The sequence below is a fragment of the Paraburkholderia ribeironis genome (assembly GCF_900019265.1).
GTDB classification, from domain to species: Bacteria; Pseudomonadota; Gammaproteobacteria; order Burkholderiales; family Burkholderiaceae; genus Paraburkholderia; species Paraburkholderia ribeironis.
The window spans coordinates 41,020-67,860 of sequence record NZ_CYGX02000022.1 but is presented as its reverse complement, the minus strand read 5'-3'; the positions used below and the strand labels follow the sequence as shown (position 1 = coordinate 67,860).

Genomic DNA, 26,841 nt, shown 5'->3' with positions numbered 1-26,841 from the left:
TTTTGCCTGACCGCAGACTCCCCAAAGAATCCGCCGTCGCATTCCGCATCAAGCGCCCACACTTATCGGCTGTTAGTTTTTAAAGATCGATCCGCCTACCCGACCGCACCCGGTTCAACCACCACCTGGCACCGCTTCGGTCTGCGTCGCTGCATCAGCAGCAGAGAAGCGGAATTATGGAGAGCCGATGTCAGGCCGTCAAGCCCATTTGTGAAATTTCTTTTAAACAGCGCATAAGCCGCACCGTCGGCAATACCTCTCAAATTAGTTAGTTATCCGATCTAACTCGACCCACACTGACCCAAACGGCAGGAGATCTGCCACCCAACTCTTGTAACTAAAGTTTCCCCCTCTGACGCCGTCAACCGGGATATCCCGTCATTCAAATAAAATTTTGCCCATGAACAATCTCGTCGAGGACCACGTCGCGGAAACCTCATCCGACGCCCGGTCGCCGGCGCTCAGCCCCGATGCAGTGCCGGTCGGCACACCGCTCGCCTGGCCGATCGTCGGCGCCGACGGCACGCTGCTGTTCGCGGCCGGTACCATCCTCGCGACCACCGACGAGCGCAACTTTCTGTTCGCACACTTTCAGCCGCAGCGCGGCGATCTGCTCGACACGGACACCAAACTGCCGCCCATCTCCACGCAGCCGGCCGACGCCGCAAGTGAACTGACGATCAAGGACATGCACCTGGAAATAGGTGCATTGATCGGCGTGCGCTCGCAGCTCGCCAGCGGCGCGCCGATGCACCCGTGCCGCATCATCGGCTTCGCGCCCAATCACGCGCTTTTCATCACGCCACCGTTGCAGCAAGGCCGCATGGCGCCACTCGCGCCCGGCGAAAACATCGAGCTCGTCGCGATCGCCAGCCAGGCCGTGTTCCGTTTCGTCTGCACGGTCGAGGCGATCTGCCGTTCGCCATTCGACTACGTCGTGCTGTCCAAACCCGGCGCGATCCGCCGCCTGCGCGAGCGCAAGTCGATCCGCGTGCACACGCACCTCGCGGTACGGTTCGGCATCGGCGAAACAGGCGGATCCTATGAAGGGCTGGGACTTGCCAAGGGCATCAGCGCGCTCGGCATGTCGTTGATGACCTCGTGGACGCTCGGCGTGGTCGGCGAACGGCTGCGGCTCGCCTTCCACTTGAAGTCGGCGGAATTCGACACGCAGATCGAGACCACCGCGATCATCCGCAACGTGCAGAAAGGGGCCGGCCCGGGCGAGCCGTCGAATCACGGACTCGAACTGGATCGACTCGACACCGCCCAGCAGATGGCGATGAAAGTGTTCGTCTTCGATCGCCAGGACGATGTGCTCTATTGGTCGAATGGCGTGAACTAGGCGTTCGCAGGCGAGCGGCATGGCGCGGCGCAGGGTGCAAAGGGTACAAAGGGTGAACAGGGCGCGCGGCGCGCCGCACAGAGCACGCACCGCTCAGCCAATCAACTGTTCCGGCGTAACGAGCCGCGCCCCCCACGCATCGGCGAGTGCTTCGCAACGGCCTAGCCGTATCGTGCCGCGCTCGAAATCGATGAACACGACTTCATCCGCATCGAGCGGACGCGCGGGTTCATCACGCGTACGTCCGTCGGACAGAATCCACAGCCAGCGCTGCTGCGCGGGCTTCGCGCTCGCGCAGCGCTCAAGCAACCGCGCCGCCCGCTGCACGCCCGAGCCAAGCGGCGTGCCGCCACCACCGCCCACTGGCCTGAGCCACCGCTCGTTCCACCAGCGCGGCACCGCCGGACCGAACCGCACGTCCGCGCCAGCACCGCCGAAACAGACCAGCGCAGCCTCGTCACGCGCGGCGCTCACGCGGTCGAACAACGCAACCAGCAAGCCCTTCGCGAGCGCGAGACGCTGCCCGGCCAGCATCGAACCGGAGCAATCGAGTACGAAGCAATGCAGCACGCCGCCGTGTGGCGCTTCGCGCACGAAGCGCAGATGCTCAGCGCGCAGCACGTCCTCGCGCATCGCGGCCAGCGTCTGTGGCCACGCGATGCGCTTGCCCGGTTCGCCTTGCAAATGACTGCGCGAACTTGCGCCTGTGCGTCGTCGCCATCGAAAGCCGCTGCGCGAGTCAGCGGCGGCGCCCTTCCGATGGCTCAGCGTTTTTTTACGCCAAGCGGGATGACGCCCTTGACCTGTGTGGTACCCGCCGGTTGCGGCGGCAGATAGCCCCAGTCGTGATTGCCGGCGGTAGGCAGCGACGGTGCGGCATCCAGCGCGGGTTCAGGCGCATGCGAACGGTCTGCGCCGCCGCCCGAATTCGCTTGCTGCTGCGTCCCGCTCTCACGCGTGTCGCCATCCTGCTGACCGTCACGCCGGGAATACTGACGATCCCGATGCCGCCGATGAATCAACACCGCCTCGGCAACCCGATCGACATGTTCCGCCGTCACCGCGGCCGCCTGCTCCAGCGCGGCCAGCGCACGCGCCGCGCGCAGCATCACGAGATCGGCGCGCAGACCGTCGACGGCCGCGTCGATGCACAACGCACTGACACGCGCATGCACGGCGTCGTTGAACGCGAGCTGCGGCAGCGCTTCGCGCGCCGCGCGAATTCGCTGCACGTACGCCGCCTGTTGCTGCGCATAGCCCGCACGAAAACCCGCCGGATCGAAATCGAACGCGAGCCGCGCCTTCACGATCGCCTGACGCACGTGCGGCTCGAAACAGTTCTGCAGCTCGACCATCAAGCCGAAGCGGTCGATCAATTGCGGCCGCAACTCGCCCTCTTCCGGATTCATCGTGCCGATCAGCACGAAGCTCGCGTCGTGGCTGTGCGAAACGCCATCGCGTTCGACAGTATTCACACCGCTCGCCGCGACGTCGAGCAATGCATCGACGAGCGTATCGGGCAGCAGGTTGACCTCGTCGACATACAGCACGCCGTGATGTGCTTTCGCAAGCAGGCCCGGCGAAAATCGCACCGAGCCGTCGCGCAGCACGGTTTCGATATCGAGCGTGCCGATCAGGCGATCTTCACTCGCACCGAGCGGCAGATTCACCAGCTGCCCTTGCGGCAACAGTTCGGCGAGCGCGCGAGCCGCGGTCGACTTGGCTGTGCCGCGCGGCCCGCTGACCAGCACGCCACCCAGCCCAGGGTCGATCGCGGTCAGCAGCAGCGCATGCTGCAAAGGCGTTTGGCCGATCAATGCGGCAAACGGAAACGCGGGCCGCTGGACGGTCGGTTGGCTCGCCTGCTCGTTCCCGTCTGGCTTTGTTGCACTCATGGTTGCATTCCTTCGATCTGCTGCTCGCTCGCGAGCAGATGCTGCTCGACCTGCGCGCGATAGTCGCCTGGCATCTGCCACAAACCGCGCTGCATCGCTTCGAGCAGACGCTCGCAAATCGAATGCAACGCATGTGGGTTGTGTCGCTGCAAAAACTCGAGGGTACCGGCATCGTTCAGATACGCGTCGGTGACGAGCGCATATTGATGATCCGTGATCACCCGTGCGGTCGCATCGTACCCATACAGATAGTCGACAGTCGCAGCGATTTCGGCCGCGCCCTTATAACCGTGACGCTTCACGCCATCGAGCCATTTCGGATTGACCACGCGCGAGCGAATCACGCGTGCGATCTCCTCATGCAGCGTACGCACGCGCGGCGCGGCCGGATTGCTGTGATCCGCGTGATACACACTCGGCTGGTTGCCGGCCAGATGACGCACCGCCGCGACCATGCCGCCCTGGAACTGGTAGTAGTCATTCGAATCGAGCAGATCGTGTTCGCGGTTGTCCTGGTTCTGCAACACCACGTCCATGGTGGCAAGACGCTCGCCGAATGCATGACGCGCCTCTTCGCCCACGCTCTTTTGCGCGTATGCGTAGCCGCCCCACGCCTGATACGCGCTCGCCAGATCGGCGTCGGTCTGCCAGCGTTGCGAGTCGATCATGTCCTGCAAGCCCGCGCCATACGCGCCGGGCCTGGCGCTGAACACACGCCAGCCGGCGCGCTTGCGCGCTTCGGCGGGATCCATGCCACGCGCAATCAGCGCGTCGCGCTCACGCAGCACACGTGCGCGAACCGGATTCAGATCCTCAGGTTCGTCGAGTTCGGCGACGGCCTGCACGGCCGCATCGAACAGATGCATGACGTTCGCGAAGGCGTCGCGGAAAAAACCGGACACACGCAACGTGACATCGATGCGCGGACGGCCAAACGCGTCGATCGGCATGATCTCGAAGTCAGTCACGCGATGACTGCCCGGCGCCCACTTCGGCCGCACGCCCAGCAACGCGAGCGCCTGGGCGATATCGTCGCCGCCGGTGCGCATCGTCGCGGTGCCCCATACCGAGAGCCCGACTGCGCGCGGATAATCGCCCTTGTCCTGCAGATGCCGCTCGATCAATTGCTGCGCCGACTTCAAGCCGAGCGACCACGCGGCCTGGGTCGGCACCGCACGCGTATCGACCGAATAGAAGTTGCGACCAGTGGGCAACACATCGGGCCGTCCGCGCGACGGCGAACCGCTCGGCCCAGGCGGCACGAAGCGCCCTTCGAGACCGCGCCTGAGCTGTGCCGTTTCCTGTGGACCGCACGCGTCGAGCCGCGGCAGCACGTCGTCGCGCAAACGCTCGATGACCTGCTCCGTTTGTGGCAGCGTCCCGGCCCAAGGCATCGCCCGGATATGCGTTCGATCGCCACACAAGTCGCGCAGCAGTTCGGCGCCCAGCAACTCCAGACGTTCGCGCGTATCGCCGCAATGCCGCCACGGCGCATCGCTCACCTGCTGCAACACGTCGGGACGTGGACCGTCCCACGCCGCCGACCAATCCACCGACAACGGATCGAACAGATGGTCGATCCGCAGATCGCGCGCCAACGCGTCGATCAGTCCCGCGTTGCCGCGTTGCCCATCGCCGACCGGAAAGCGTCCCAGGGCCAGCAGCGTATCGCGCCGCTGCACGCCACCGGGCGATTGCCCGAACGTGTGCAAGCCATCGCGAATCTGCGCTTCCTTCAGCTCGCACAGCCACGCATCGACGCGCGTGAGCAGCGCGTCTTCATCGTCCTGCCCGTTCGGCTGTGCGAGACTCAGCTCCTCGTGCAGCCTGTGCTCGACGATGGTCGCGAGAATCGTCTGCCGCAACAGCTTCGCGCGGCGCGGATCGACCATCAGCGCTTCATAGTACTCGTCGACCTGGCGTTCGAGGTCCTGCAATGGTCCATAGCTTTCGGCGCGCGTGAGCGGCGGCATCAGATGATCGATGATGACGGCCTGCGCGCGGCGTTTGGCCTGGCTGCCCTCACCCGGATCGTTGACGATGAACGGGTACAGATGCGGCATCGGCCCGAGAATCAGATCGGGCCAGCACGCGTCGCTCAACGCGACGCTTTTGCCGGGCAGCCACTCGAGATTGCCGTGCTTGCCGACATGGACGACCGCATCGATACCGAACTGGTGACGCAGCCAGAAGTAAAACGCCAGATACGCATGCGGCGGCACCAGCTCGGCGTCGTGATAGCTCGCGTAATCGCCCTGCTCGCGCGAACGCGAAGGCTGGATGCCGACGAACACCTGCCCGCAGCGCCAGCCCGCGATCATGAAGCGGCCGCGCCGCAGCGTCGGGTCCTGCTCGGGCGCGCCCCAGCGTGCGTTCAACGCATGGCGTGTCGCGGCGGACAATGCGTTGAAGTACGAGAGGTAGTCGTCGAGCGCGAGGCTCTGCAACGCGGGGCGCAGGTCGCGCACGACCGGGTCGTTGGTCACGCCTTCGGTGAGCTGCTTCAACAGTGCGTCGCTATCGGCGGGCAAGTCGGCGACGCGATAGCCCTCGTCGCGCAGCATCGCCAGAATGCCGACCACCGACGCCGGCGTGTCCAGCCCCACACCATTGCCGATGCGTCCTTCGCTCATCGGATAGTTAGCGAGAATCAGCGCGAGTTTCTTGTCGGCGTTATCGAGCGAACGCAGACGACACCAGCGGCGGCTCAATTCGGCGAGAAAGCTCACGCGCTCGAGATCCGGCCGATAACGGACCACATCGACCTGGGTGTGCGGACAACGGTATGCGAGCCCCTTGAAGCTGATGGCTCGCGTGATGATGCGGCCGTCCACTTCCGGCAGCGCGACATGCATCGCGATGTCGCGCGAGTTGAGGCCGTGATTGTCCTTGAGCCAGTCCTCGCGATTGCCGCCGCTCAGAATCACCTGCAGCACCGGCGCATCGCCGGCGAGCGCGAGCGGCTCGGGGTCGTCGATCGCGGACGCGGCGAACGCGGTCGTATTCAACACCAGCGCGACCTCGTGCTGCGCGCACAGCGATTGCACGACGTCGCGGCTCATCACGTCTTTCAGCGACGTGATCGCGATCGGCAGCGCATTCAGCCCTTGCGCCGCGAGCGCATCGATCAGCGCGTCGAACACCGCCGTATTGGCCGCTTGCAGATGCGCCTTATAGAAGAGGATCGCCACGACCGGCGCGTCCGGTTGCCAGCGCGCCTGCCAGTCGGCAAGGGTCGGCGTGTCGCGTTCGGGATGGTAGAGCGACGCGGCCGGCAACGCACGCGGCGGCGCCGGCTCGCGCCCCCAGCCGAGCGCGCGGTGCGCGATGCAACGCAGAAACGCTTCGGCATTGAGCGGCCCGCCTTCGCGCAGATAACGCCACAGCTGATGACACAGATCGGCGTCGGCCGTGCTGCGCGCGAGCAGGTTCGGATCCTCCTGCAAGTCGCCGGAAAACATCGCGAGCGTTTGCTGTTTGCGCTCCGCCAGCGCGACCACCTGCTCGATGCCATACGGCCAATAGGCCTCGCCGCCAAGGTGGTCGACCACCACCACGCGCGCATGCTGCAACACGTCGTCGACGTAAAAATCGACCGACGCCGGTTGCCGCAGATACGTGACGTTCGCGAGCCGCACGCTGGGAAAGCCGTCGCCGAGTCGCGGCACCGCGCTCGCGAGCAGCGACAGAGTCGTGTCGGCGGAACTGAGTATCACGATATCGGCGGGCTGCTGATCGATGCGGATCACGCCCTGCGTATCGTCGACGAAACCGCCCGGCGTCGTGCGCAGCAGATGCATGAGCGCTTACGCCTCGCGTGCTTCGAGGTCCGACGGCGCGCCGAGTGCCGCTTCGAACGCGCGTTGCAGCGTGGCCTGATCGAGGTCTTCGCCGATCAGCACGAAGCGGCTCGGGTAGCCGTCACCGCCTTCGCCGGCCTGCCAGCGTCGATCGAAGTAGCTGTCGAAGCGCCGGCCCACACCCTGGATCACCAAACGCATCGCCGCGCCCGGCAGTGCCGCGAAACCCTTGACGCGGTAGATCGTGTGCGTTTCGACGAGCCCTTGCAGCGCGGCGATCACCGCTTCGCGCGACAGCGCGTTCGCCTCTACGACCACCGAATCGAATTCGTCATGGTGATGATCGGGGTCGTCGGCCGAGCCGTGATGATCGTGGCGCAAGTGGATCGTTTCTTCCGATGCCGCTTCGAGCCCCAGCAACGTATGCAGATCGAGCTGACCCATGTGCGCACGCACGATCTTCACCTGCGGCGGAATCTCCTCACGGATAACGGCTTCGACCGCGAGTTGCTGCGCGTCGTCGAGCAGATCGGTCTTGTTCAGAATCACCAGATCGGCCGCGCACAGCTGATCTTCGAACAACTCGTGCAGCGGCGACTCGTGGTCGAGATTCGGATCGGCCTTGCGCTGCGCGTCCACGGCCACTGGATTGTCGGCGAACTGGCCGCTCGCGGCGGCCGGGCCGTCCACCACCGTCACCACTGCATCGACGGTGAAGCTGTTCCTGATCAGCGGCCAGTTGAACGCCTGCACGAGCGGCTTGGGCAACGCGAGACCGGAAGTTTCGATCAGCACGTGATCGATCTGCTCGCGGCGCTCCACGAGCCGTTCCATTACCGGGAAGAATTCTTCCTGCACGGTGCAGCACAGGCAACCGTTCGCGAGTTCATACAGTTGCCCTTCGGTTTCGACGCCGTTCTCATCGCAACCGATTCCGCAACCCTTGAGAATCTCGCCGTCGATGCCGAGTTCGCCGAACTCGTTGACGATCACGGCGATCCGTTTGCCGCCGGCGTGCTGAAGAATGTGCCGCAGCAGCGTGGTCTTGCCGCTGCCGAGAAAGCCCGTGACGATGGTGACGGGGATCTTGCGCATCTGGGTTTGCATCGTGAGGTCCATCCTTAGGGGTTGCACGGGCACACCGGGTGTCCGCGCGTCTGTCTGCATGGGCCGGCCAGTGGATCGTACGCGGGGGCACGTCCGGCAAGCCAGCGCAATCACAGCACACGGGGACGAAGGACGGCGTTGCCGCAACAACGAAACAGCAGAAAGCGAAATGAGGTCATGGGCGCACCGTCGCATCCCCGCGAGGTTCGTCCTGCGTATTCTGGCCGGTATCCGGGCTGGCGAAAGCGCCGCTTCCCCTTCCCGGGCGAGTGATTTCTCGCCCAGTGGTGATATGTCGACGCGGCCTTGCGCGTGGACATCGAAGCCTGCTTTGCGGCGCCCAGCCATCGAGCCAGCGCCGCTTTTCGCTTACCGTTGCGGGGGCAGCACAGGTTGACCCGGTCCGAAGCAGGCGGGCACCCTGTTTCCCGTTTAACTGCATGCGCACGAACGCGCATACGAGCACCAAAGTGCGTGCGAGTGTAGGCCCGCGGCCCCACCCGGTCAAGCGAACACGAGCCAGGCACGCTTATCGGGCCAAGGCGCCATGTGCTATCGTATGCGCGCGTTTGGTGCTCGCACATGCATTCGCGTGTGCAGTTAAACGGGAAACAGGCCGCGCCCGATGCGCTCAACCTGTGCTGTCCCCGCAACGGTAAGCGACCTGCGACGCCAGACTCCGTTCTGTGGCGCCGCGCATGCGTTTTCTATGCCACTGTCCGATCGATCCGGACGGGAAGGCAAAGCGCGTGAGGCCGCCAGCCCGGATACCGGCCAGACGCGGAGGCGGCCGTGCGTTCATGACGTCACGCCGCTGGCCGCCGGAATCCGCGAGGGACGGATGTGAAGGCGCTCAAGCATGACGAAGCGCATCCGTCGACGTTTCCCCGATGGAAGAAGGCGTTACAGCCCGCGCTTGCGTCGTGCACGAATCCGTAGCACTGCATGACCTCAATGTCTGTCCGCCGACGCGGCTTCGCGTCCTGCCCGCTCCCGCCAGTCACCGCATGGCGCGCGTCATGCGCGCTGCGATGAGCCGCGCGTGGTTGATCGGCGCAGGTCCGGGCGACATCGAATTGATGACGCTGAAGGCGACCCGCGCGCTCGCGCAAGCCGACGTGGTGCTGGTCGACGATCTGGTGAATCCCGATGTGCTGCAATTCGCGCGTGCCGACGCGCTGGTCGTGTATGTCGGCAAGCGCGGCGGACATCCGTCCACGCCGCAGGCCGGCATTGTCGCGCAGATGCTCGCGCATGCGCGAGCCGGGCGCAGCGTCGCGCGTCTGAAAGGCGGCGATCCGTTCGTGTTCGGCCGTGGCGGCGAAGAACAGCAGGCGCTGCAGGCGGCGGGCATCGACGTGGAGATCATCAGCGGCATCACGGCGGGCATCGCCGCGCCCGCGGCGATCGGCATTCCGGTCACGCACCGCGATTTCGCGCAGGGCGTGGTGTTCGTCACCGGCCACGGCGCCGGCAGCGGCGAGCCGGACTGGGCCGCACTCGTCGCCACGCGCATGACGCTGGTCATCTATATGGGCATGCGACGGTTGAACGAGATCGTCGGCGCGTTGCTCGCGGCCGGCATGCGCGCCGACACGCCGTGCGCGGCCATCGAGTCGGCGACGCGGCCCGGGCAACGCCATGTGCTCGCGCGTCTCGATGAGTTTGCCGGGGCCGTCGCACGCGCCGGCCTCGGTTCGCCGGCGATCGTGGTGATCGGCGGGGTCGCCTCGCTCGCGCTAGCGCGCGCAGTCGTCGACCCCAGTACGACAGATGCCGGACAAAGCGGCACTCCCTCCCACCAGGCGGACGACCAATGAAAACGCTCAGCGTCGGCATTGGCTGCCGCCGGCACAGTTCGGCCGCGCACATCGAAGCGGCCGTGCGCACCGCGCTCGGCCCGTATGCACTCACGCAGATTCGCACGGTGGCCTCGATCGACATCAAAGCCGACGAAGCGGGCCTGCTCGAATTCTGCGCGCGCCACGGGCTGCCGCTGCAACTGTTCAGCCGTGAGCAAATTGCCGCGACACTTATCGCGAACGGGTCGGCGGCGGTGCAAGAACATCTTGGCGTGGACGGCGTCTGCGAACCGTGCGCGCTGCTTGCCGCGATGAACGCGATGACTGCGATGAACGCATCGGCCAAGTTGGACCAACCTGCCCCGAACGCCGCGCTGCATGCGCGCCTCGTCGTACCCAAGACCGTGCACGCCGGCGTCACCGTGGCCATCGCCTCGACCGACACCGACACCGGCGCCGCACCGACCCTCAACGCCCCTCACGAACAGGACCTCCGATGAAGACCGATCCCGAATCGCATCAACGCATGACCGAGCGCCGGCGCGAAGGCCATGAAAAGAAGCAGGCCGCCGCCACCATCGAGAAGGGGCTGCTGATCGTCAACACCGGCACCGGCAAAGGCAAGACTACGGCCGCGTTCGGCATGGCCGTGCGGGTGCTCGGACACGGCATGCGCCTTGGCGTCGTGCAGTTCATCAAGGGCGCGCTGCATACGTCGGAGCGCGACTTCCTCGGCGCGATCGCCAATTGCGATTTCGTCACGATGGGCGATGGCTACACGTGGAACACCCAGAACCGCGACGCCGACATCGCGACCGCGCGCAAAGGCTGGAACGAAGCGCGCCGGATGATCGAAAGCGGCGACTACCAGATGGTGATCCTCGACGAGCTGAACACGGTGCTGAAATACGAATACCTGCCGCTCGACGAAGTGCTGTCCGTGCTGAACGCGCGCCCCGCGATGCTGCACGTGGTGGTGACCGGCCGTCACGCGCCGGACGCATTGATCGAAGCCGCCGACCTCGTCACCGAGATGCGCATCGTCAAGCATCCATATCGCGAGCAAGGTGTGAAAGCACAGCGCGGCGTGGAGTTCTGAGCCATGTCCGCCTGCCCGGCCCTGTTCATTAGCGCGCCCGCTTCGGGGCAAGGCAAGACCACGATCACCGCGGGTCTCGCGCGTTATCACCGGCGGCTGGGGCGGCGCGTGCGCGTCTTCAAGACCGGGCCGGATTTTCTCGATCCGATGATTCTCGCGCGAGCGAGCGGCGCGCCGGTGCTATCGCTCGATCTATGGATGGTCGGTGAAGCGGCGTGCCGCACCCTGCTCGCGCAGGCGGCGTCCGAAGCCGATCTGATCCTGATCGAAGGTGTGATGGGGCTATTCGACGGCACGCCGAGCAGCGCGGATCTCGCGACCACCTTCGGCGTGCCGGTGCTCGCGGTGATTTCGGCGAAGGCGATGGCGCAGACTTTCGGCGCGGTCGCGTTCGGCCTCGCGCGCTTCAGGCCGCAGGTGCCGTTTCATGGCGTACTCGCCAATCGCGTCGGCTCCGCGCGGCACGCGCAGATGCTCGAAGTGGCGTTGCCGCCCGGCGTGCGCTGGTGCGGACACATCGCGGCCAGCGATGAAATCGCGCTGCCCGACCGCCACCTCGGCTTGCACCAGGCGGCGGAGATCGACGATCTCGACGCGCGGCAGGACCACGCGGCCGATACGCTCGCGCACACCGCGCTCACCGCATTGCCGCCGCCGGTCGACTTCGGCGCCGCTGCGCCGCAAGCATTGCCGCGCCTGCTGGAAGGCAAGCGCATCGCGATCGCCCGCGATGCCGCGTTCTCATTCATCTATCCGGCCAACGTCACGCTGCTGGAAGCACTCGGCGCGCGGATCGACTACTTCTCGCCGCTCGCGGACGAAGCGTTGCCTGAGCAAACGCATGCGCTCTATCTGCCAGGCGGCTATCCCGAACTGCACGCCGCGACGCTCGCCGGCAGCATGCGCAGCGCCGCCTCGATCCGCGCGCATGCGGCAGCCGGCAAGCCGGTGGTCGCCGAATGCGGCGGCATGCTCTATCTGCTCGAACGATTGACCGACACGCGCGGCACCAGCACGCCAATGCTCGGCCTCCTGCCTGGCCATGCAACGATGCAAGCGCGCTTCACCGCGCTCGGCATGCAACAGCTCGACAGTCCGCACGGCCCGCTGACCGGCCACACGTTTCACTACTCGACGCTGAGCACCTCACTCACACCGTTGCGCTCAGCCACCCGGCCGAACGGCGAGCCGCCGGGCGAGGCCGTGTATCGCGCGGGCTCGATCGTGGCGACCTATATGCACGCTTACTGGCCCTCCAACCCGGCCTTCACAGCCGCCCTGTTCCATGGCGAAGCCTTTTAACGACTCGGAGCGCGACGCCGTCTACCGCGCGATTTACGAACGCCGCGACATGCGCCACTTCGTGCGCGATCCGGTCGATCCCGTCGTGCTGCAACGCCTGCTCGACGCGGCGCATCACGCGCCGAGCGTCGGCTTCATGCAGCCGTGGCGGATCATGCGCATCACCGATGCGGCGTTGCGCACCGCTTTGCACGCCACAGTCGAAAGCGAACGGCTCGCCACCGCCGATGCGCTCGGCAAACGCCGCGACGAATTCATGAAGCTGAAAGTGGAAGGCATGCTGGAGTGCGGCGAACTGCTGGTGATCGCGCTGATGGATGGACGCGAGCGGCATATCTTCGGCCGCCGCACGTTGCCGGAGATGGACCTCGCGTCGGTGGCGTGCGCGATCCAGAACATGTGGCTGGCCGCACGCGCCGAAGGTCTCGGCATGGGCTGGGTGTCGCTGTTCGATGTCGACGCGGTCCGCACGCTGCTGCATATGCCAGCGGGCGCGCGGCCTGTGGCGATTCTGTGTCTGGGCCACGTCGACCGGTTCTACAGCGAGCCGATGCTCGAAACCGAACGCTGGGCAAGCCGCCTGCCACTCGCCGATTGCGTGTTCGAGAACCGCTGGCCGGATAGCGGCGCAACGCCCGAATAGTGGCCGCGTTCTAGCGGCTATAAGCGTACGCGGCTACAAGCGGCTACAAGCGACTACACACGTCTTCAGGCGGCTTGATGCGCCCGCTTGATACCTCGCGCCTGATATCTTCTTTACGCGACTTCACGGATCTACCGTTGGCAGCGGCTCGACCGAAATCACATTCGGCGCACCGCCCGCTTCGCCCATCTGGAGTTTCACCCGCCAGTCGGACGGCTCGTCGAACGGCAGCTTCGCCAGCGCGCTTTTCACGAGCAGCGGCATCGCCTGCAGCGGGTCCGCGTTGCGATCGGCGATGACCGCACTAACCTTGTAACGCTCCTCGCCGCCCATGCGGTCGAAAAACCGCAGCGTCAGCGAATGCCGGTACGCACGTCCACCGAACAGCGCGAACGGCGCTTCGGCGCGGCGCTCGCATTCGCCGGCCGCACACTCCTTCCCGCCGACGCTGATCGTGGCCGGCCGCGTGTCGTACGCAGCCGACAGCAGGTAATGCGCCGACTTGTCCGCCGCATTGACGAAGCCATGCTGCGCCAACGCATCGCGTAGCAGCGCCTCGACTCGCTGACGATTCGCGCTGTCGTCCTCCGAGGGCATGCGCGCGAACGCGTAGCTCGGTTCGCCTTGCAGCGCACGCGTGGCGCTGGCGGCGCCAGCGGTTCTGGCGGTATGCACGTCGGCATTCGGACCCGCGCAACCGGCAAGACTCGCCGCGGCCAGCGCGGCACAGATCAGGGTGACTTTTATCATCTTCGAGCTTAGATAAAGTGCATGTTGATACCTTAGGAGTGCGGCGCGACGGACGCACCGGACTGCGCGTCGTCGAGCGCCGGCAGGCAAATGGTGAAGGCCGTGCCTTCGCCGGGCGCGCTGACCACCACGACGTCGCCGCCATGGCGCGTCACGACGGTCTTCACGAACGCCATGCCGAGCCCCGCGCCGCCGACCTCCGGCCGCTCCTTTGCATGAAAGCGCCGGAAGCGCTCGAACAACCGCGCCTGCTGCTCCTTCGGGATGCCGTAGCCCTGGTCACGGATCGTGCATGACACGCGCCGCGGCGCACCGGGCACTGCCGTCGCCGTCCGGCCCTCGAGACTGCAGACGATGCGCGTCTCAGGCGGACTGTACTTGATTGCGTTGTTCAGAATGTTGACGAGCGCGCGCGTCATCAGCGAGCGGTCGACGCAGATCCAGTAGCCGTCGTCGGAGCCGGCGTCGACGTGGGCTTCAGTATGCAGTGTGATGTGCTTCGCGTGCGCCTGAGGCCAGACTTCATCGCTCGCGTTGATGATCAGCTCGGCGAAGCTCACTGCTTCGAGCACGTACGCTTGCGACTCGGCGCGCGCCAACTGCACGAAGTCGTCGGCAAGCGTGAGCGCGCGTCGCGCATAGCGTTCGATGTGCTCCAGCAGGCCGCGCGCCACCGCCGATTCGGCCCGGCGGCGCTCGATCTCGACCAGCGCGAGAATCGACGCTTGCGGCGAACGCATATCGTGCGACAGCAGCCGTAGCGCGTCTTCGCGCTGACGCTCAGCCGCGTGCAGCGCCGACACGTCGACCAGACCCGCGATCCAGCCGGTCGTCTCGCCTTGCGCATTGGTGCAGGTCGCAAAGCGCAGCAGATGGTCGCGCTGGTTGGCGTCGCGCACCTCGACGCCCTGTGCCATCAAGGCGGCGAATTCGTCGCGCGTTGGATCGAGAAGCTCGGGCCAGTGAGCATGCGCGAACCGATTGTGTTCCGCGTCCGACGCCGCGCCGTTGTCGATGGTCTTCACCAACGTCAGGCCGCCCAGCACCGCCTGCATCGGCCGGCCCTCCGGCAGCGGCGCGCCCAGGCGCGCGAAATGCGCCTTGGCCGCGTGGTTCGCGATCAACACGACACCTCGCAGGTCGCTGACCAGAATCGGCTCGGGCATGCTGTCGAGGCTGTCCCACACGAAGCGCTTCATGTCCTGCACCCGCTGCGCGGCCTGCGCCATCAGCGCCATATGTTGCGCCAGCACGTCGCCGCTAAACTCGCGGCGGCGCTGCGGTGTTTCCGGCAGCAGATGGGGTTCGTCGGCGAGACGTTGCAGTTCTTCGCGCAGGTAGGCCAGCGTCATTTCAAGGCGCCGCCAGTTCCAGATCGGATACACGATCACCATGCCGATGATCGCCGGCATCGGCGACAGCCAGAGCCGCGCGCCGTGCAGCAATGCGGCGCTGCCGGCCGTCGCGAGCACGCCCAGCCCGACAGTCAGCAGCAACGAACGAAGCGGCGACAACACCAGAAAGCCGGCCAGCAACGCGGCGAGCGGCAGCAGCGACGCCGCCAGCACCACCCAGCGCCCGGCAGGTTCGATCTCACGGCCAGTGAGCAGCGTATCGAGCACGTCCGCATGGATATACACGCCGGGCAGCGGGCCCAGATCGCCGGACACCGGCGTCGCGAACCTGTCGTACAGGCCAGACGCGGTCACGCCGATCACCACGATGCGCCCGCGCAACTTGTCTGCCTGCACGTCGCCGGCGAGCACGCTGGCGAAACTCAGCTTGGTGTAGTTTTCCGCGTTCAGCCCGAACGGGATCAGGAAGCGCCCTTCGTCGCCGTCGTCGCGTCTGCTGCGGCTCGCCGCTTCGAGCTGCGCCGGCCGGCGCGGCGCAGGGTTCAGGCGCAGCGTGCCACGCTCGACCGCGTCGGCGACCGGCACCATCAGTTGCGGCCAGCGTGAGCCGGCGTCGCCCTCGTACTGCGCGACGCTGCGCACGATGCCGTCGCTGTCCACCTCGAGGTTGATATGGCCGAGCCCTGCCGCCGCCTGCGCGAGCGGCGCCGCCGGTTCAATCGCGACGCGGCGCCCGCTGGCGTCGGGCGCGGTGAGCAGCACCGGCAGATAGGTCGGGCTCAGCGCGATCGCATGCGCGAGCTGTTCATCTTCGGGATTGGCCTCGGTGAACAGCACGTCGAAAATCACGGCGGCGGGCCCAGCCTTGGCGATCTCTTCGAGCAGCTTCGCATGGACGCTGCGCGGCCACGGCCAGCGGCCGAGTTGCGCGATGCTCGCATTGTCGATTTCGATCATGACGATGTCGGTCAGCAAAGGCTGCGTCCGCAGACTCAGAAAACGGTCGTACACCAGTTGATCGACGCCCGCACTCAGCCGGCCGAGCGAGCAGAGCAGAATCACCACGATGCCGAAGCAGCCGACGCTCAACCATTCGAACAGGAAACGCCAGCCGGCGCGCCGGCCGAGACGGGCACGCGGATCAAGGCTCAGACGCGTAGGGGTGGTCAACAAGAGGATGCGGGGTCCGGGGCCAGTAAGTGGGCCGGCTGGCTGGTGCGCCGGCCCTGTGAATCTGCCAGCGTCACTGTGCCAGCGTAAACGAGCGGACCGCGCTGCTCTTCTCGTAGAAGCGGCCGTTTTCGAATTGCTCGGCGACTATCGTCCAATAATAGACACCGGCCGGCAAATCGCTGATAACCAGCAGACCGCCCGACAGATCGGTACGGTCGACGAGAGGATGACGCAAATCGGGTGACGCGGCCAGCACAAAACGGAAGCGCGTATCGACGTCGGCGCGGCTGACGAACCAGCGGAATTCGTAGTCGCGGCTCCCGGCGTGCTGCGCCGCCGATACGTCCAGCCTGAACCGGCGTCGTTCGAACCCGTACACTTGCGGCAGGCCATCGAGTCCGTTGGCGGCGGTCGCGGCGATCCGGACAAAGTAGGTGCCGTCGGGCAAATTGCCGAAATCCGCATGCGGCTCGCTAACGCGCAGGTCGCGGATCAGGTCCAACTGGTCGGCGTCGTGCGCGATCTGCACGCGATAACCGACAGCGTGCCCGGCCGGCACGAGATCGAACGCGACCGTCTCACCGTCCTGAACCTTGGCAGGCTGGGCCAGTGTCGGCGCCGGCAGCAGTTCGACCGGCTCGCCGACCGCAGCGCCCGCACGCGTCACGTTGCCAAAGCGCGCCTTGACGAGTTGCTCGGAGGCCTGCAACGGCACGCCGGGCCGCGGTGCGGCGTGCTGACCCGCCGGATCGACGCCGACCGCGCCGTCGAGCACCGCCACCGCGGTGGTCTGTGCGTCGCTGTCGTAGGCCACCTTGAAACGCGTGCCGCGCACGCCCGCCACCACCGACGGCGACCGGATCTGGAAGCGATCGTCCTGCTTTGTCGCGTGAGTGACCTGGCTCTCGACTTCGCCGTGCTGCAGTTCGAGCACGCGGTCGCCAGCGCCAGTCAACCGGGTGTGCCGCAGCGTCCCGATATCCAGTTCACCGTCTGGCGCAACCGTGACGTACGAGCCGTCCGTCAACTCCAGCGTGACAAAGCCGTTCGGCCCGGTGCGCACGTGATCGCCTTCGGCGAGGGTCATGGCTGTCGTGAGCGGCACGTAGGGGCTCCTGCCGAACTTGTGCTCGGCCGTCCCGCTGGTCGCAATCACACGGGCCGTTTCATGGTCCTGCCTGAGTTTGTCGGCCGGCAGACGCAACGCGAGACCGGCCGGCATGCGGCGTGGCGCGGGCACATGGTTGAGGCGGCTCAACAACGCCCAGTCGGCCGGGCTGCTCAGATAGCGCTCGGCAATGTCGTAGAGCGAGTCGCCTTCGCGCGTCGTGTACGAGACATAGACGGGTACCACGGCAATGGAGCGCGGTTTCAAAGCGCGGGATACCGGCGATTGCGCCAACGCCGAACCGCACCAGCTGATTGCGAGCAGGCCGGCCATCGCCAGCCACGCGGCGGCGCGGCGGCTCGGCATTGCTGCGTTGCCGCCTACCGCGATATCCAGGGACAGCGTCACGCATCCCCCGCTTCGCGCGCTTCACCGGCCGCGGCGGGCGGCGTGCCGGCTTCGATCCGCTCGAGCCGGTAGCCATAGCCGTAGATCGGCGTCAGACGATAGCCGTGCTCCGGCCGCAGCCCGAGCTTGCTGCGCAGCATCGACACGTGCGTGTCCATCGTGCGCGACGGGATGTCGGTCGCCTGCTTCCAGATCACGTCGAGAATATGCGCGCGCGACAGCGGCCGGCTCAGGTGCTGGAACAGCAGCAGTGCGAGCTCGAACTCCTTCTGCGTGACGGACACCGTAGCGCCCCGCACCACCACGTGTTTGGCACCCAGATCGAACTCGAACTCACCGAACACTTCTTTCGTGGCCGGCGGTTTCAGGGAATAGGCGCGACGCAGCAGCGAGCCAACTCGCGCCAGCAACACTGCCGACGACACCGGCTTGACCATGTAGTCATCGGCGCCGGTGTTCAGTATCGACGTGATGTCACTTTCGCGGCCGCGGTTCGTCATGAACAGCACCGGCAAGCGCTCGGAGAGGCATTCGCGCACCCAGTGCAGCACCTCTTCGCCAGACATGTCAGGGACGTTCCAGTCGAGCACGAGCAGATCGAAGGTCTGGCGCCGCAACTGCCGCACCAGTTCGCGCCCGGCGGTGTACGTGTGACAGATATGACCGGCAGCTGTCAGCGTTTGGCAAACCAGATCGGCCTGAGCCGAATCGTCATCCAGAACTGCAATTCTCATAAAACCCCGCTACGCGACGTCGTCCTTCGTCACCGGTGGCCGGCTAACCAGCAAATGGCCGGGATGACGGCGTCAGGCCGACGATCCGGCGTGCAATTCGCTCTTTGGCTGCACACTTTTCGACTGGTTGTCCCTTGTCTGGCACACTGCATGACTGCATTCGCGCCACTCAATCAATGGATATATCAACCTTATCGCACTGATTATTAGGACAAGCCATCATATCGAAAACCCCCGCTCTATTTCCGGATGGCAGTCAACAGCCATCCATCGCGGCATCCGAATTGGAAGCCACATTCCGCGCATTCTTCAAGGTCTATCAAGGTCCACCGGCTACGGTATCGGCCTTCAAAGGCGGTCGTTCGGGTCGGCTGCTCTCGCTCGCACGGTAATTCGCCCGTCTGCCTATATCATGTCAAATCGTTCCGCTTCTGCGGTTATTGATTTTACAATTTGCAAGTCAGTATAAGAATAATCTCAAATTAAATCGTTTAAGAATCGTTAAATTCGAGTGGCCTTCATAAGTCCTTTGCGAAGGTCCAATGTGGGATTTTGCGCAGCGTGCGGGCAATATCTCTGGGGTGCGCCGGCTCACTCGCAAGCTTGCATTCAACGCTTAAAGCAAACGCGTCTGGATGGATGGCTGGCGAATGAGCCGATCGCCAGATTCGAGCTCTCTCGACCATACATCAGAAAAAAACGGCGTTACCTCGACCGAGGCCAACGCCGCTCAAACACTACACGCTCGCGGGGTCTAACCGCACGAGTAAATCAAAACTAATCGCTAAAAAAAGCAAGCTCAAGACGAAAGAAGTGCACTTGTAACCGCCGGCGGGTAGTTATTACGCGCGACGTACCCGATGGCAACGCGCAAGCCCCGCTCGGCGGGCCTTGAAATTCGTATGAATCGAAGCGCAGAAAAAGGGGAATTTACATACGCAGACTTTTTGTTACAGTCGGGCGCGGGTCGCGGCCAGGTGTCTGACGTTTGCTCTGCGGCCCAGCAGCGACGCCACTTACTGGCCTTGCTGCTGGTCCCGCTGCTGGCCTCTCGCGAATATGCCCGCTATCTGTCGCCTTCAATCCCCGGCATCGGTGCGAACAGTGCGTCGAGGTCGTCGTCGGAAAACTTGGCGGCGAGCGCCGCGTCTTCGGACAGAATGCTGTCGGCAAGCCCCGCCTTCTGCTCCTGTAATTCGACGATTTTTTCCTCGATACTGCCCGCCGCGATCAGCTTGTAGACGAACACCGGCTTGTCCTGCCCCAACCGATGCGCACGGTCCGTCGCCTGATTTTCGGCAGCCGGGTTCCACCACGGGTCGTAGTGAATCACGGTATCGGCCGCGGTCAGGTTCAGACCGACCCCGCCCGCCTTGAGGCTGATCAGGAACAGCGGCACGTCGCCCTGCTGGAAACGCTCGACCGGCGTGACGCGATCGGCCGTGTCGCCAGTCAGGACAACGTACGGAATCGCGGCTTCGTCGAGCGCTTCGGCGATCAGCGACAGCATGCCCGTGAACTGGGAGAACAACAGCACGCGCCGTCCTTCCTCGATCAATTCCGGCAGCATCGACAACAGCAGATCGAGCTTGGCCGAGCGCATCGCGCGCACGCCTTTGTCGCCTTTTTCCTTTTCCGGTTTCTCGCGCTTCGCAGTCGCACTGACAGCCATATCGTCAGCCGCCGCTTCATCCACCGCTTCATCTACGCGCCCGGCCTTGAGCATCCTGACGAGACGCGGATCGCAGCACACCTGGCGCAACTTCAACAGCGCGTCGAGCACGATGATGTGGCTGCGCGCGAGTCCCTGCGCGCTGACCGCGGCGCGTACCTTCTCCTGCATCGCCGTGCGCACGGTTTCATAGAGATCGCGCTGCGCGCCTTCCAGATCGACCGAGCACACGATGGTGGTCTTGGCCGGCAACTCCCTGGCAACCTCGTCCTTACGACGGCGCAGCATGAACGGCCGGATCCGGCGCGCCAGCAGTGCGCGGCGCACGCCATCGCCGGCTTTTTCGATCGGATTGCGCCAACGCCGGGTGAAGTCCTTCTGGCTGCCGAGAAAACCCGGCAGCAGAAAATCGAACTGCGACCACAGCTCGCCGAGATGATTCTCCAGTGGCGTGCCGGTCAGGCACAGCCGATGCCGCGCACGCAAGCCGCGGATCGCCTGCGCCGCCTTGGTGCTGGCGTTCTTCACGTACTGCGCCTCGTCGAGAATCAGCAGATGATAGTCGTGCTGCGCGAGAACCTTCTGATCGCGCCACAGCAACGCGTAAGTCGTCAGGATCAGTTCGTGTTCGCCGATCCGCTCGAAGCGCTCCCTGCGCTGCGGACCGTTGAGCACCAGCACTTTGAGCTCGGGAGCGAAGCGGCGCGCTTCGTCGCGCCAGTTGTGCACGAGCGTGGTCGGCACGACGATCAGCGCCGGCTGGGTGAGTCGTCCCGCTTCCTTCTCCGCGAGAATGTGCGCGAGCGTCTGCACGGTTTTGCCGAGCCCCATGTCGTCGGCCAGCACGCCGGCCAGATCCTGTTCGCGCAGAAACTGCATCCAGTTCAGGCCCTGCTGCTGATAGGCGCGCAGTTCCGCCTTCAGGCCGCGCGGCACCGGCACTTCGCGCAGGCCCGGTCCGGCTTGCAGACGCTGCGCGAGCTGGCGGATCGAATCGTCGCCGCGGAATTGCCAGCGGCCCGTGCTGTTCAGCGCGTCGAGCCGGCCGGCATCGACGGCGGGCACGCGCAGCGGCGCCCCTTCGGCGAGCGTGCCGCCGAGCGCGTCGAACAGATCGACCAGCACGCGCACCACCGGCTTCAGACGATCGGCGCGCAGGCGCAGACGCTTGTTTTCCTCGGTCTTCAGTTCGATCGGCTCGTCGTCGGCGATGCTTTCGAGCGCACCGCTCAACCAGCGCCGGTCGCGCCGGAACAGGTCGGCGAGCAGCGGCTCGAGCCGCACGTTGCGCTCGCCGATGCGAATCCCCATCTCCAGATCGAACCAGCCGTCGCCGGCCTGATGCGCGCTACCGTCGATCGCGTCGATCTCGATCACGTTGTAGCGGAACGCGGGCGCCATCGTTATGCGCCAGCCTTTGCTCACGAGCTCCGGCACAGCATCGTTGACGAACGCCGACCACGCGTCGGCATCGGGCAGCCCGAGCAGCGTGTCGGGCAGCAGCCGCGACCCGAAGACCCGGCTGGTCGGGACTTTCTGCAGGCCGGTCTTGCGCAGTTCGAGCAGGCGCTTTTTCTCGGCCTCGTAGCGTCGGCGGATATGGATCACGTCGCCGCCCGGCATCGGCACGAGCGTGACACTACTGTCGACGTTGATGCTGACGCCGTCGTAGTCGAAGCTCACGGCGGCCAGTTCGACCGCCTCGGACTTGCGCTGCCCCGTTTTCCCCGTGGACGACGGCGCGTGGCTGTTGAGCGCAAGCACCGGCACCGGCTCGACGTCGATCACGCGAATCGCGGACGCGTCGTGCGTGGGCGGCAGCGGCAGCCCGGGCGCGATCTCGCGCAGCACCGACGCAACCAGCGGCGCCTCGGCCAGCGAAATCGGCGGCATCGCGAGGTAATCAGGTAACTGCTTGAACGGCAGCGACGACTGGACGATGCCCGCTTCGTTCGCGACGCCGTCCACATACCAGACCGGCTCGGTCGGCAGCACCATCGTCGCACGCGGCTCGGTGCACAGCACGGGCCGCAGACGCTGGTCTGCAAGCGGTTCCCATTCGATCCGGCCAGGCCGGTCGGCGGCGCGGGCGAGCGGGGTCGGTCCGTGGTGACCCGGCTCGGGCTTGAACGCGAAGAACAGCCGCCCGGTCGCGATCAGCTTCTGCAGCATCTCCGCGCCGCTCGTGCCGCGCAGGACGAACTGGCCGAAATCCTCGCGTGCGCGGCCGAGCCACAAGCCGCGCAGGATCGACAGGTCTTCGTCGGACACGAATTTCGGTTGTTTGACGAGCGCCGCTTCCACGTTGCCCCAGGGTTCGCCGACTTCGGTGATCGCGCCGTCCGGGTGGCAGCGCGCGCGATACAGCACGACCTCGTGACGCATGTGGAAGTCAGACCAGTTGAGCCGGTAGGCAAGCGTCAGGGTGCGCGCGGCGCCGGCGTCCGCGACCGCATCGGCGGCCTCGGCGCGGGCGCGGAAACGTTCGAGCCAGCTCACCAGTTCGGGACGGACTCCGACCGGCGTGCCGACCTGACCGGGTTGGTCGCCCTGGTTCACGAGCGAGGACCATGAACCGCGCGTGGTCTCGCGGTTGACGTCCACCCTGCCATTCAGCTTGTCGTCGCCCGCGTTCTGTTCGACGCGGGTGATGTGGTCCATTTCGTCGTGATATTCGAGTTCGGCGAGCAGCAGCGCGGCGACGTGCTTGCAATCGCGGCCGACCGGGCATGTGCAGTCGCTCTGTGCCCAGGGCGAACGGCCATCCATACCGAATCGCACCCGGGTCCGGTACGGCAATGGTTGCGTGCCCTGCACGTCGCCGCTCAGCGTCGCGCCTTGCCATTTGACGTGGGTGACGGCGCCGACCGAGCGCGCCTTGGCGACGGTGTGATCACCGAGCCATTCCGCAATCCGTTCCCGATCAAAGAAAATTGACGACATCAGCGTCCCATTCCTCCTAGTCAACCGGCGAAGGCAATCGTGCGCGGACCCAGCGGCTGGCCGGACGCGCGGCGGCGTCGCGGCTGTCGGCGAGATTCTGTGCGGCACCAATTGCCTGTGATAACCGGCCATTTTACGCGTTGGCACGCAATGGCAGTGGCGCGGGTTCCGGATGGGAGCCCCACTCGACAGCGCACGGCCCGCCGCGCGCCGCTGTATGCGCGGCTGCCGGCCACCCTGCATGTGCAGACGTCTTACGATGCGCGCTCGGAACGGGTCGATTGTTAGCGATTCCTGATGGCCTGCGCGAGCCACGCTCGAAAATACGCCGTCGCGGCGGATCAAGCCATGAAACAGCGCCGCCGCGAGATGCAGCAGCAAGGTCGCGAACAACGCGAACGCGAGCCATGTGTGCAACGCGCGCAGCACCGCGAACAGCACGACGTCATGCGGCGCGATCGGCGGCAAATGCAACGGGCCATAGAGCGTGATCGGATGGCCCGCCGCGGACAGCATCGCCCAGCCGATCACCGGCATCGCGATCATCGGCGCATACAGCACGACGTGCGAAACCTTGGCCGCGATGCGGTGCGACGCTGGCATATCGGCGGGTGTTGAGGAAACGTGCGGCGCTCCGACGTGCGGGCGTGAGCCAGCCTGCCGTGTACGCAAAGCCGCCGGCCAGTGCCAGCACGAGCGCGCCGATCGCTGCGAGTCGGCATGGCACGCAGACGGGTTCGGCGTCGGGAATGGGCGGTTGTGTCACAAAGCCTCCTTGTGGGATAGATGCACTGACCGGCCAACCCAGGAGACAGCGATCTATTCCACTCGACGCCGGCGCGCCCGCTCCATTCACGCGCCGGCTGCCGATACTTCAATTGGCGCCACTTGCCGCCGCGCTACCGCTCGCGACGCGGCCGGCGGCCGCCGCTTGCGCGGCGAGCGCTTCCTTGTGCTGCTTAACCTGTTGCGCGAAGATCGGGTTGACATCCGGGTACGATGTGTCCGTGATGTAATCCAGACCGTTCTGCTGCGCCTCGATCAATTCCTGGTACACCTGAGCACGTGTCTTGCCCTCGGCAAAAGCGCTCGACGAAGCGACCAGAACGACAACAGACAAAGTGGCAATTGCAATCTTCTTCATGATGAACTCCGGTGAGGGTTGTGCAGGTTTGCATCAGGGAAAACCAGGGCGTTGCGGCTTTTATTCCTGCATCGACGACACCGAAAAAACATATTCCGAAAGCGGAATAAAAGAACCTGTGCATGGGTTTGCTCGCGATCCGTTGGCCTCGCCAGGACAGCGCGGCAGTGATGCCGCCGCATCGATCGCAGCGTTGCGAATAACCTGCAGAACGCGTGGAATAAACCCGCGCCTGCTTGTGTTCGCCCTTCGATAGCTGTAACCCGACGACTGCCGACACCATGACCTCCACCGATGTCCCTCCCGGCTCGCCACTCACCGAAGCCGACATTCAGGCCTACGCCGACGGCACGCTGAAGCCGGAACGCGCGGCATTTCTGCGCGACTATCTCGGCAAGGACCCAGGCGAAGCGCGCCGGGTAGCGTTTTACGACAGGCTGAACACGCAGATCCAGCAAGCCTTCCAGAGCGCCGACGAACCCCCGGCGACGCGTCGGGTCGACGGATCGCATCGCACGTTGCTGCGCATGAACCCGACCGGACGCCGACGCGGACCGCTCATCACAGTAGTCGTGCTGGTCTTGACACTGGCCGCCGCAAGCGGCTGGCTCGCCGCCACCCAGGTATCCGCGCAGGCGCTCGACAACGCCGCGGTGATGGCGCTGGCGGAAACCGCTGCGCGGCCGTTTTCCACGGCGACGCCGACTCGTACCGCTGCTGCCGCGCCCGATCTCAGCGCAATCGGCCTGCGGCTCGTCGAGCAACGGGTAGTGCCGCAGGGTCCCTTTCAGCGCGTCAACGAATTCATCTATCTGAATGGCGACACCCAGCCGATCGTGTTGATGTCGACGCTGACGCTGTTCGCGACGGCGCAGCCGCAATGGTCCGCACGCCGCATCGGTGCGATCCGGCTCCTGACGTGGACGGCGCACGGCCAGCGCTTCGTGGTGGCCGGTGACGCCCGCACCCACGGCCTGATGCGCGCCGCCGATGCGCTGACGATGCACTGACAGCGCGCAGAGCATCAACGACCCGTCACGCGCTCAACCAGACCAGCGGAATAAAATGTGCTCAGCCGTGTTTGCAACCCGAATGCCTGCCAGCCGAGGCGCCAGTCGCCGGCCCTATGTCTGCACGAGCTATGACTGCAACCAGCCCCACAACCGGAATGAAAAATGGATGTCCGTGACGAGTTGATGGAGCATGTGCCGCGTTTGCGGCGCTACGCACGAGCGCTGATCAACAATCGCGATCTCGCCGACGACCTCGTGCAGGACACGCTCGAACGCGCGCTCGGCCGCACCGATATGTTCCGGCCTGGCACCGACCTGCGCGCGTGGCTGTTCACGATCATGCACAACGTGTTCGCCAATCAGGCGCGCAAGGCATCGGCGCACGCGGTCCACGTGACCGTCGACGACGGCAGCATTGCCGAAAGCGAATTTGCGGTGCCGTCAAGCCAGACCCGCTCGCTGGAAATGCGCGACCTCGACTACGCGTTGCAGCGTTTGCCGCTCGAGCAGCGCGAAGTCGTGCTGCTGGTGGGACTCGAGGAAATGAGCTACGCCGACGTGGCGCTCGCGCTGAACATCCCGATCGGCACAGTGATGTCGCGGCTTTCACGTGGACGTGAGCGGCTTCGGGCATTGATGGCGGGCACACAGCCCGGTGCGAAATTACAGGTGGTGCGATGAGCGAGCAACAGATGCCGATCGGCGAAGAAGACCTGCACGCATATGTGGACGGCACACTCAGTGATGAGCGTCGGGTCGACGTGGAGCGTGCGCTCGAACAGAACCCTGAATTGGCCGCCCGCGTCAGCGATTATTTTTCGCTCAACAACCTGTTCCATCAACGCTATGACCGCGTGCTCGGCGAACCGGTGCCGAAGCGCTTGCGGGCGAGCGCGCGGCGCCGCTGGCGGATTGCCGCCAACTGGCCGCAGTTCGCCGCGCAGTTCGCCGGCATGGCGGCGGCGCTGCTGCTCGGGGTGGGTCTCGGATTCGGCACGCGTATCGGACAGGAGGCCGTCGCGCCGGTCGGCGCGGACCGTTCGGAGACGCGCCCGGTGAGCGCGAATGGCAGCGAGACGTTTGCGCGGCAGGCGGCTTTGGCGCACGTGGTCTATATGCCGGCCATCGACCGGCCGGCCGACATGAACGCCGATCGCGAACAGGATTTCGTGCAGTGGCTCGCTAACCGCCTTGGCACCAACGTGCATCCGCCGATGCTATCGAAGAGCGGGTTCAGTCTGTCGGGCGGACGCCTGTTACCCGGCGCGGATGGACCGACCGCGCAGTTCATGTATCGCGGGCCGAATGGAGAGCGCGTCACGCTTTGCATCTCGCACCGGCAGGCGAACGCGAACACGACCGCGTTCAAGCTGTATCAGGATGGCCCGGTGAATGTGTTCTACTGGGTCGACGGTGACTTTGGTTATGCGGTGTCGGGTGGGATCGATCGCAAGCAGCTATTGCAGCTCGCGCATGACGTCTACGCACAGTTGACCGGTGCCGCGCCGGGTTGATACCGCTTTGCCTTGCCTTGCTCTACCTTGCTTT

Annotated in this window: 20 protein-coding genes and 2 riboswitches; of the genes, 10 read left to right on the top strand and 10 right to left on the bottom strand. The window is 65.3% G+C overall.

Features of this window, described 5'->3' with window-relative positions; translation table 11 throughout:
• The coding region (locus BN2475_RS35010; RefSeq protein WP_218023690.1) for a hypothetical protein at window positions 1-237 on the top strand (237 nt) is incomplete at its 5' end.
• A gap of 163 nt (window positions 238-400) precedes the next feature.
• Window positions 401-1,345 (top strand): flagellar brake protein, encoded by a 945-nt coding sequence (locus tag BN2475_RS11130; protein ID WP_094779581.1) that lies wholly within the window; start codon window positions 401-403, stop codon window positions 1,343-1,345.
• Between the two features lie 93 nt (window positions 1,346-1,438).
• Here the strand turns inward: BN2475_RS11130 and BN2475_RS11125 are convergent, their stop codons facing one another.
• The 4 genes from BN2475_RS11125 to cobW all read right to left on the bottom strand — a co-directional run bounded on the left by BN2475_RS11125 (window position 1,439) and on the right by cobW (window position 8,147).
• Window positions 1,439-1,978: a vWA domain-containing protein gene (locus BN2475_RS11125; protein WP_425435518.1), complete on the bottom strand. Its 540-nt coding sequence runs from the start codon at window positions 1,976-1,978 to the stop codon at window positions 1,439-1,441.
• Between the two features lie 131 nt (window positions 1,979-2,109).
• The gene (locus BN2475_RS11120) at window positions 2,110-3,240 is read right to left on the bottom strand and encodes a magnesium chelatase ATPase subunit I (protein WP_094779579.1); all 1,131 of its coding nucleotides are present in this window, start codon (window positions 3,238-3,240) and stop codon (window positions 2,110-2,112) included.
• Window positions 3,237-7,040 (bottom strand): cobaltochelatase subunit CobN, encoded by a 3,804-nt coding sequence (gene cobN, locus BN2475_RS11115; protein ID WP_094779578.1) that lies wholly within the window; start codon window positions 7,038-7,040, stop codon window positions 3,237-3,239. Before cobN ends, BN2475_RS11120 begins: the two co-directional genes overlap by 4 nt.
• 6 nt (window positions 7,041-7,046) lie before the next feature.
• A complete protein-coding gene (gene cobW / locus BN2475_RS11110; protein WP_281254206.1) occupies window positions 7,047-8,147 on the bottom strand; it encodes a cobalamin biosynthesis protein CobW in 1,101 nt (366 codons plus the stop codon).
• Between the two features lie 205 nt (window positions 8,148-8,352).
• A riboswitch (cobalamin riboswitch) is annotated at window positions 8,353-8,632 on the bottom strand.
• A 68-nt stretch (window positions 8,633-8,700) separates the two neighbouring features.
• Window positions 8,701-8,940, top strand: a riboswitch (cobalamin riboswitch).
• 238 nt (window positions 8,941-9,178) lie between these two features.
• Here cobW and cobA point away from each other — a divergent pair.
• The 5 genes from cobA to bluB are packed head-to-tail and all read left to right on the top strand — an operon-like array spanning window position 9,179 to window position 12,993.
• Window positions 9,179-9,967 (top strand): uroporphyrinogen-III C-methyltransferase, encoded by a 789-nt coding sequence (gene cobA / locus BN2475_RS11105; RefSeq protein WP_167378147.1) that lies wholly within the window; start codon window positions 9,179-9,181, stop codon window positions 9,965-9,967.
• On the top strand, window positions 9,964-10,449 hold the full coding sequence (locus tag BN2475_RS11100) for a cobalamin biosynthesis protein (RefSeq protein WP_094779576.1): 486 nt from the start codon (window positions 9,964-9,966) through the stop codon (window positions 10,447-10,449). Before cobA ends, BN2475_RS11100 begins: the two co-directional genes overlap by 4 nt.
• On the top strand, window positions 10,446-11,048 hold the full coding sequence (cobO, locus tag BN2475_RS11095) for a cob(I)yrinic acid a,c-diamide adenosyltransferase (RefSeq protein ID WP_094779575.1): 603 nt from the start codon (window positions 10,446-10,448) through the stop codon (window positions 11,046-11,048). Before BN2475_RS11100 ends, cobO begins: the two co-directional genes overlap by 4 nt.
• 3 nt (window positions 11,049-11,051) lie before the next feature.
• Entirely contained in the window at window positions 11,052-12,350 is a 1,299-nt protein-coding gene (locus tag BN2475_RS11090) for a cobyrinic acid a,c-diamide synthase CobB (RefSeq protein ID WP_094779574.1), read from the top strand.
• Entirely contained in the window at window positions 12,334-12,993 is a 660-nt protein-coding gene (bluB, locus tag BN2475_RS11085; protein WP_094779573.1) for a 5,6-dimethylbenzimidazole synthase, read from the top strand. The genes BN2475_RS11090 and bluB overlap by 17 nt, the downstream gene beginning before the upstream one ends.
• A 123-nt stretch (window positions 12,994-13,116) precedes the next feature.
• Here the strand turns inward: bluB and BN2475_RS11080 are convergent, their stop codons facing one another.
• The 6 genes from BN2475_RS11080 to BN2475_RS11050 form a co-directional block, all read right to left on the bottom strand.
• Window positions 13,117-13,743 (bottom strand): DUF4136 domain-containing protein, encoded by a 627-nt coding sequence (locus tag BN2475_RS11080; RefSeq protein ID WP_094779572.1) that lies wholly within the window; start codon window positions 13,741-13,743, stop codon window positions 13,117-13,119.
• Between the two features lie 32 nt (window positions 13,744-13,775).
• Window positions 13,776-16,271, bottom strand: a complete 2,496-nt coding sequence (locus BN2475_RS11075; protein ID WP_094779571.1) for a CHASE2 domain-containing protein — start codon at window positions 16,269-16,271, stop codon at window positions 13,776-13,778.
• A gap of 70 nt (window positions 16,272-16,341) precedes the next feature.
• Window positions 16,342-17,745 carry a FecR family protein gene (locus tag BN2475_RS11070; RefSeq protein ID WP_094779589.1) on the bottom strand — a complete coding sequence of 468 codons (1,404 nt, stop codon included), beginning with the start codon at window positions 17,743-17,745 and terminating at the stop codon, window positions 16,342-16,344.
• A 38-nt stretch (window positions 17,746-17,783) separates the two neighbouring features.
• Window positions 17,784-18,521 carry a response regulator transcription factor gene (locus BN2475_RS11065; RefSeq protein WP_094779570.1) on the bottom strand — a complete coding sequence of 246 codons (738 nt, stop codon included), beginning with the start codon at window positions 18,519-18,521 and terminating at the stop codon, window positions 17,784-17,786.
• Window positions 18,522-19,587: 1,066 nt separating this feature from the next.
• Entirely contained in the window at window positions 19,588-23,739 is a 4,152-nt protein-coding gene (locus BN2475_RS11060) for an SNF2-related protein (RefSeq protein ID WP_094779569.1), read from the bottom strand.
• A gap of 271 nt (window positions 23,740-24,010) precedes the next feature.
• Complete coding sequence (locus BN2475_RS11050) at window positions 24,011-24,280, bottom strand: DUF4148 domain-containing protein (RefSeq protein ID WP_094779568.1); 270 nt, start codon at window positions 24,278-24,280, stop codon at window positions 24,011-24,013.
• Between the two features lie 281 nt (window positions 24,281-24,561).
• Between BN2475_RS11050 and BN2475_RS11045 the strand changes: the two genes are divergently transcribed.
• From BN2475_RS11045 to BN2475_RS11035, 3 genes are all read left to right on the top strand, one after another.
• Complete coding sequence (locus BN2475_RS11045; RefSeq protein ID WP_094779567.1) at window positions 24,562-25,290, top strand: anti-sigma factor family protein; 729 nt, start codon at window positions 24,562-24,564, stop codon at window positions 25,288-25,290.
• Between the two features lie 165 nt (window positions 25,291-25,455).
• Complete coding sequence (locus BN2475_RS11040) at window positions 25,456-25,974, top strand: sigma-70 family RNA polymerase sigma factor (RefSeq protein WP_094779566.1); 519 nt, start codon at window positions 25,456-25,458, stop codon at window positions 25,972-25,974.
• Window positions 25,971-26,807 (top strand): anti-sigma factor family protein, encoded by an 837-nt coding sequence (locus BN2475_RS11035; protein WP_094779565.1) that lies wholly within the window; start codon window positions 25,971-25,973, stop codon window positions 26,805-26,807. The genes BN2475_RS11040 and BN2475_RS11035 overlap by 4 nt, the downstream gene beginning before the upstream one ends.
• Window positions 26,808-26,841 lie beyond the last annotated feature (34 nt).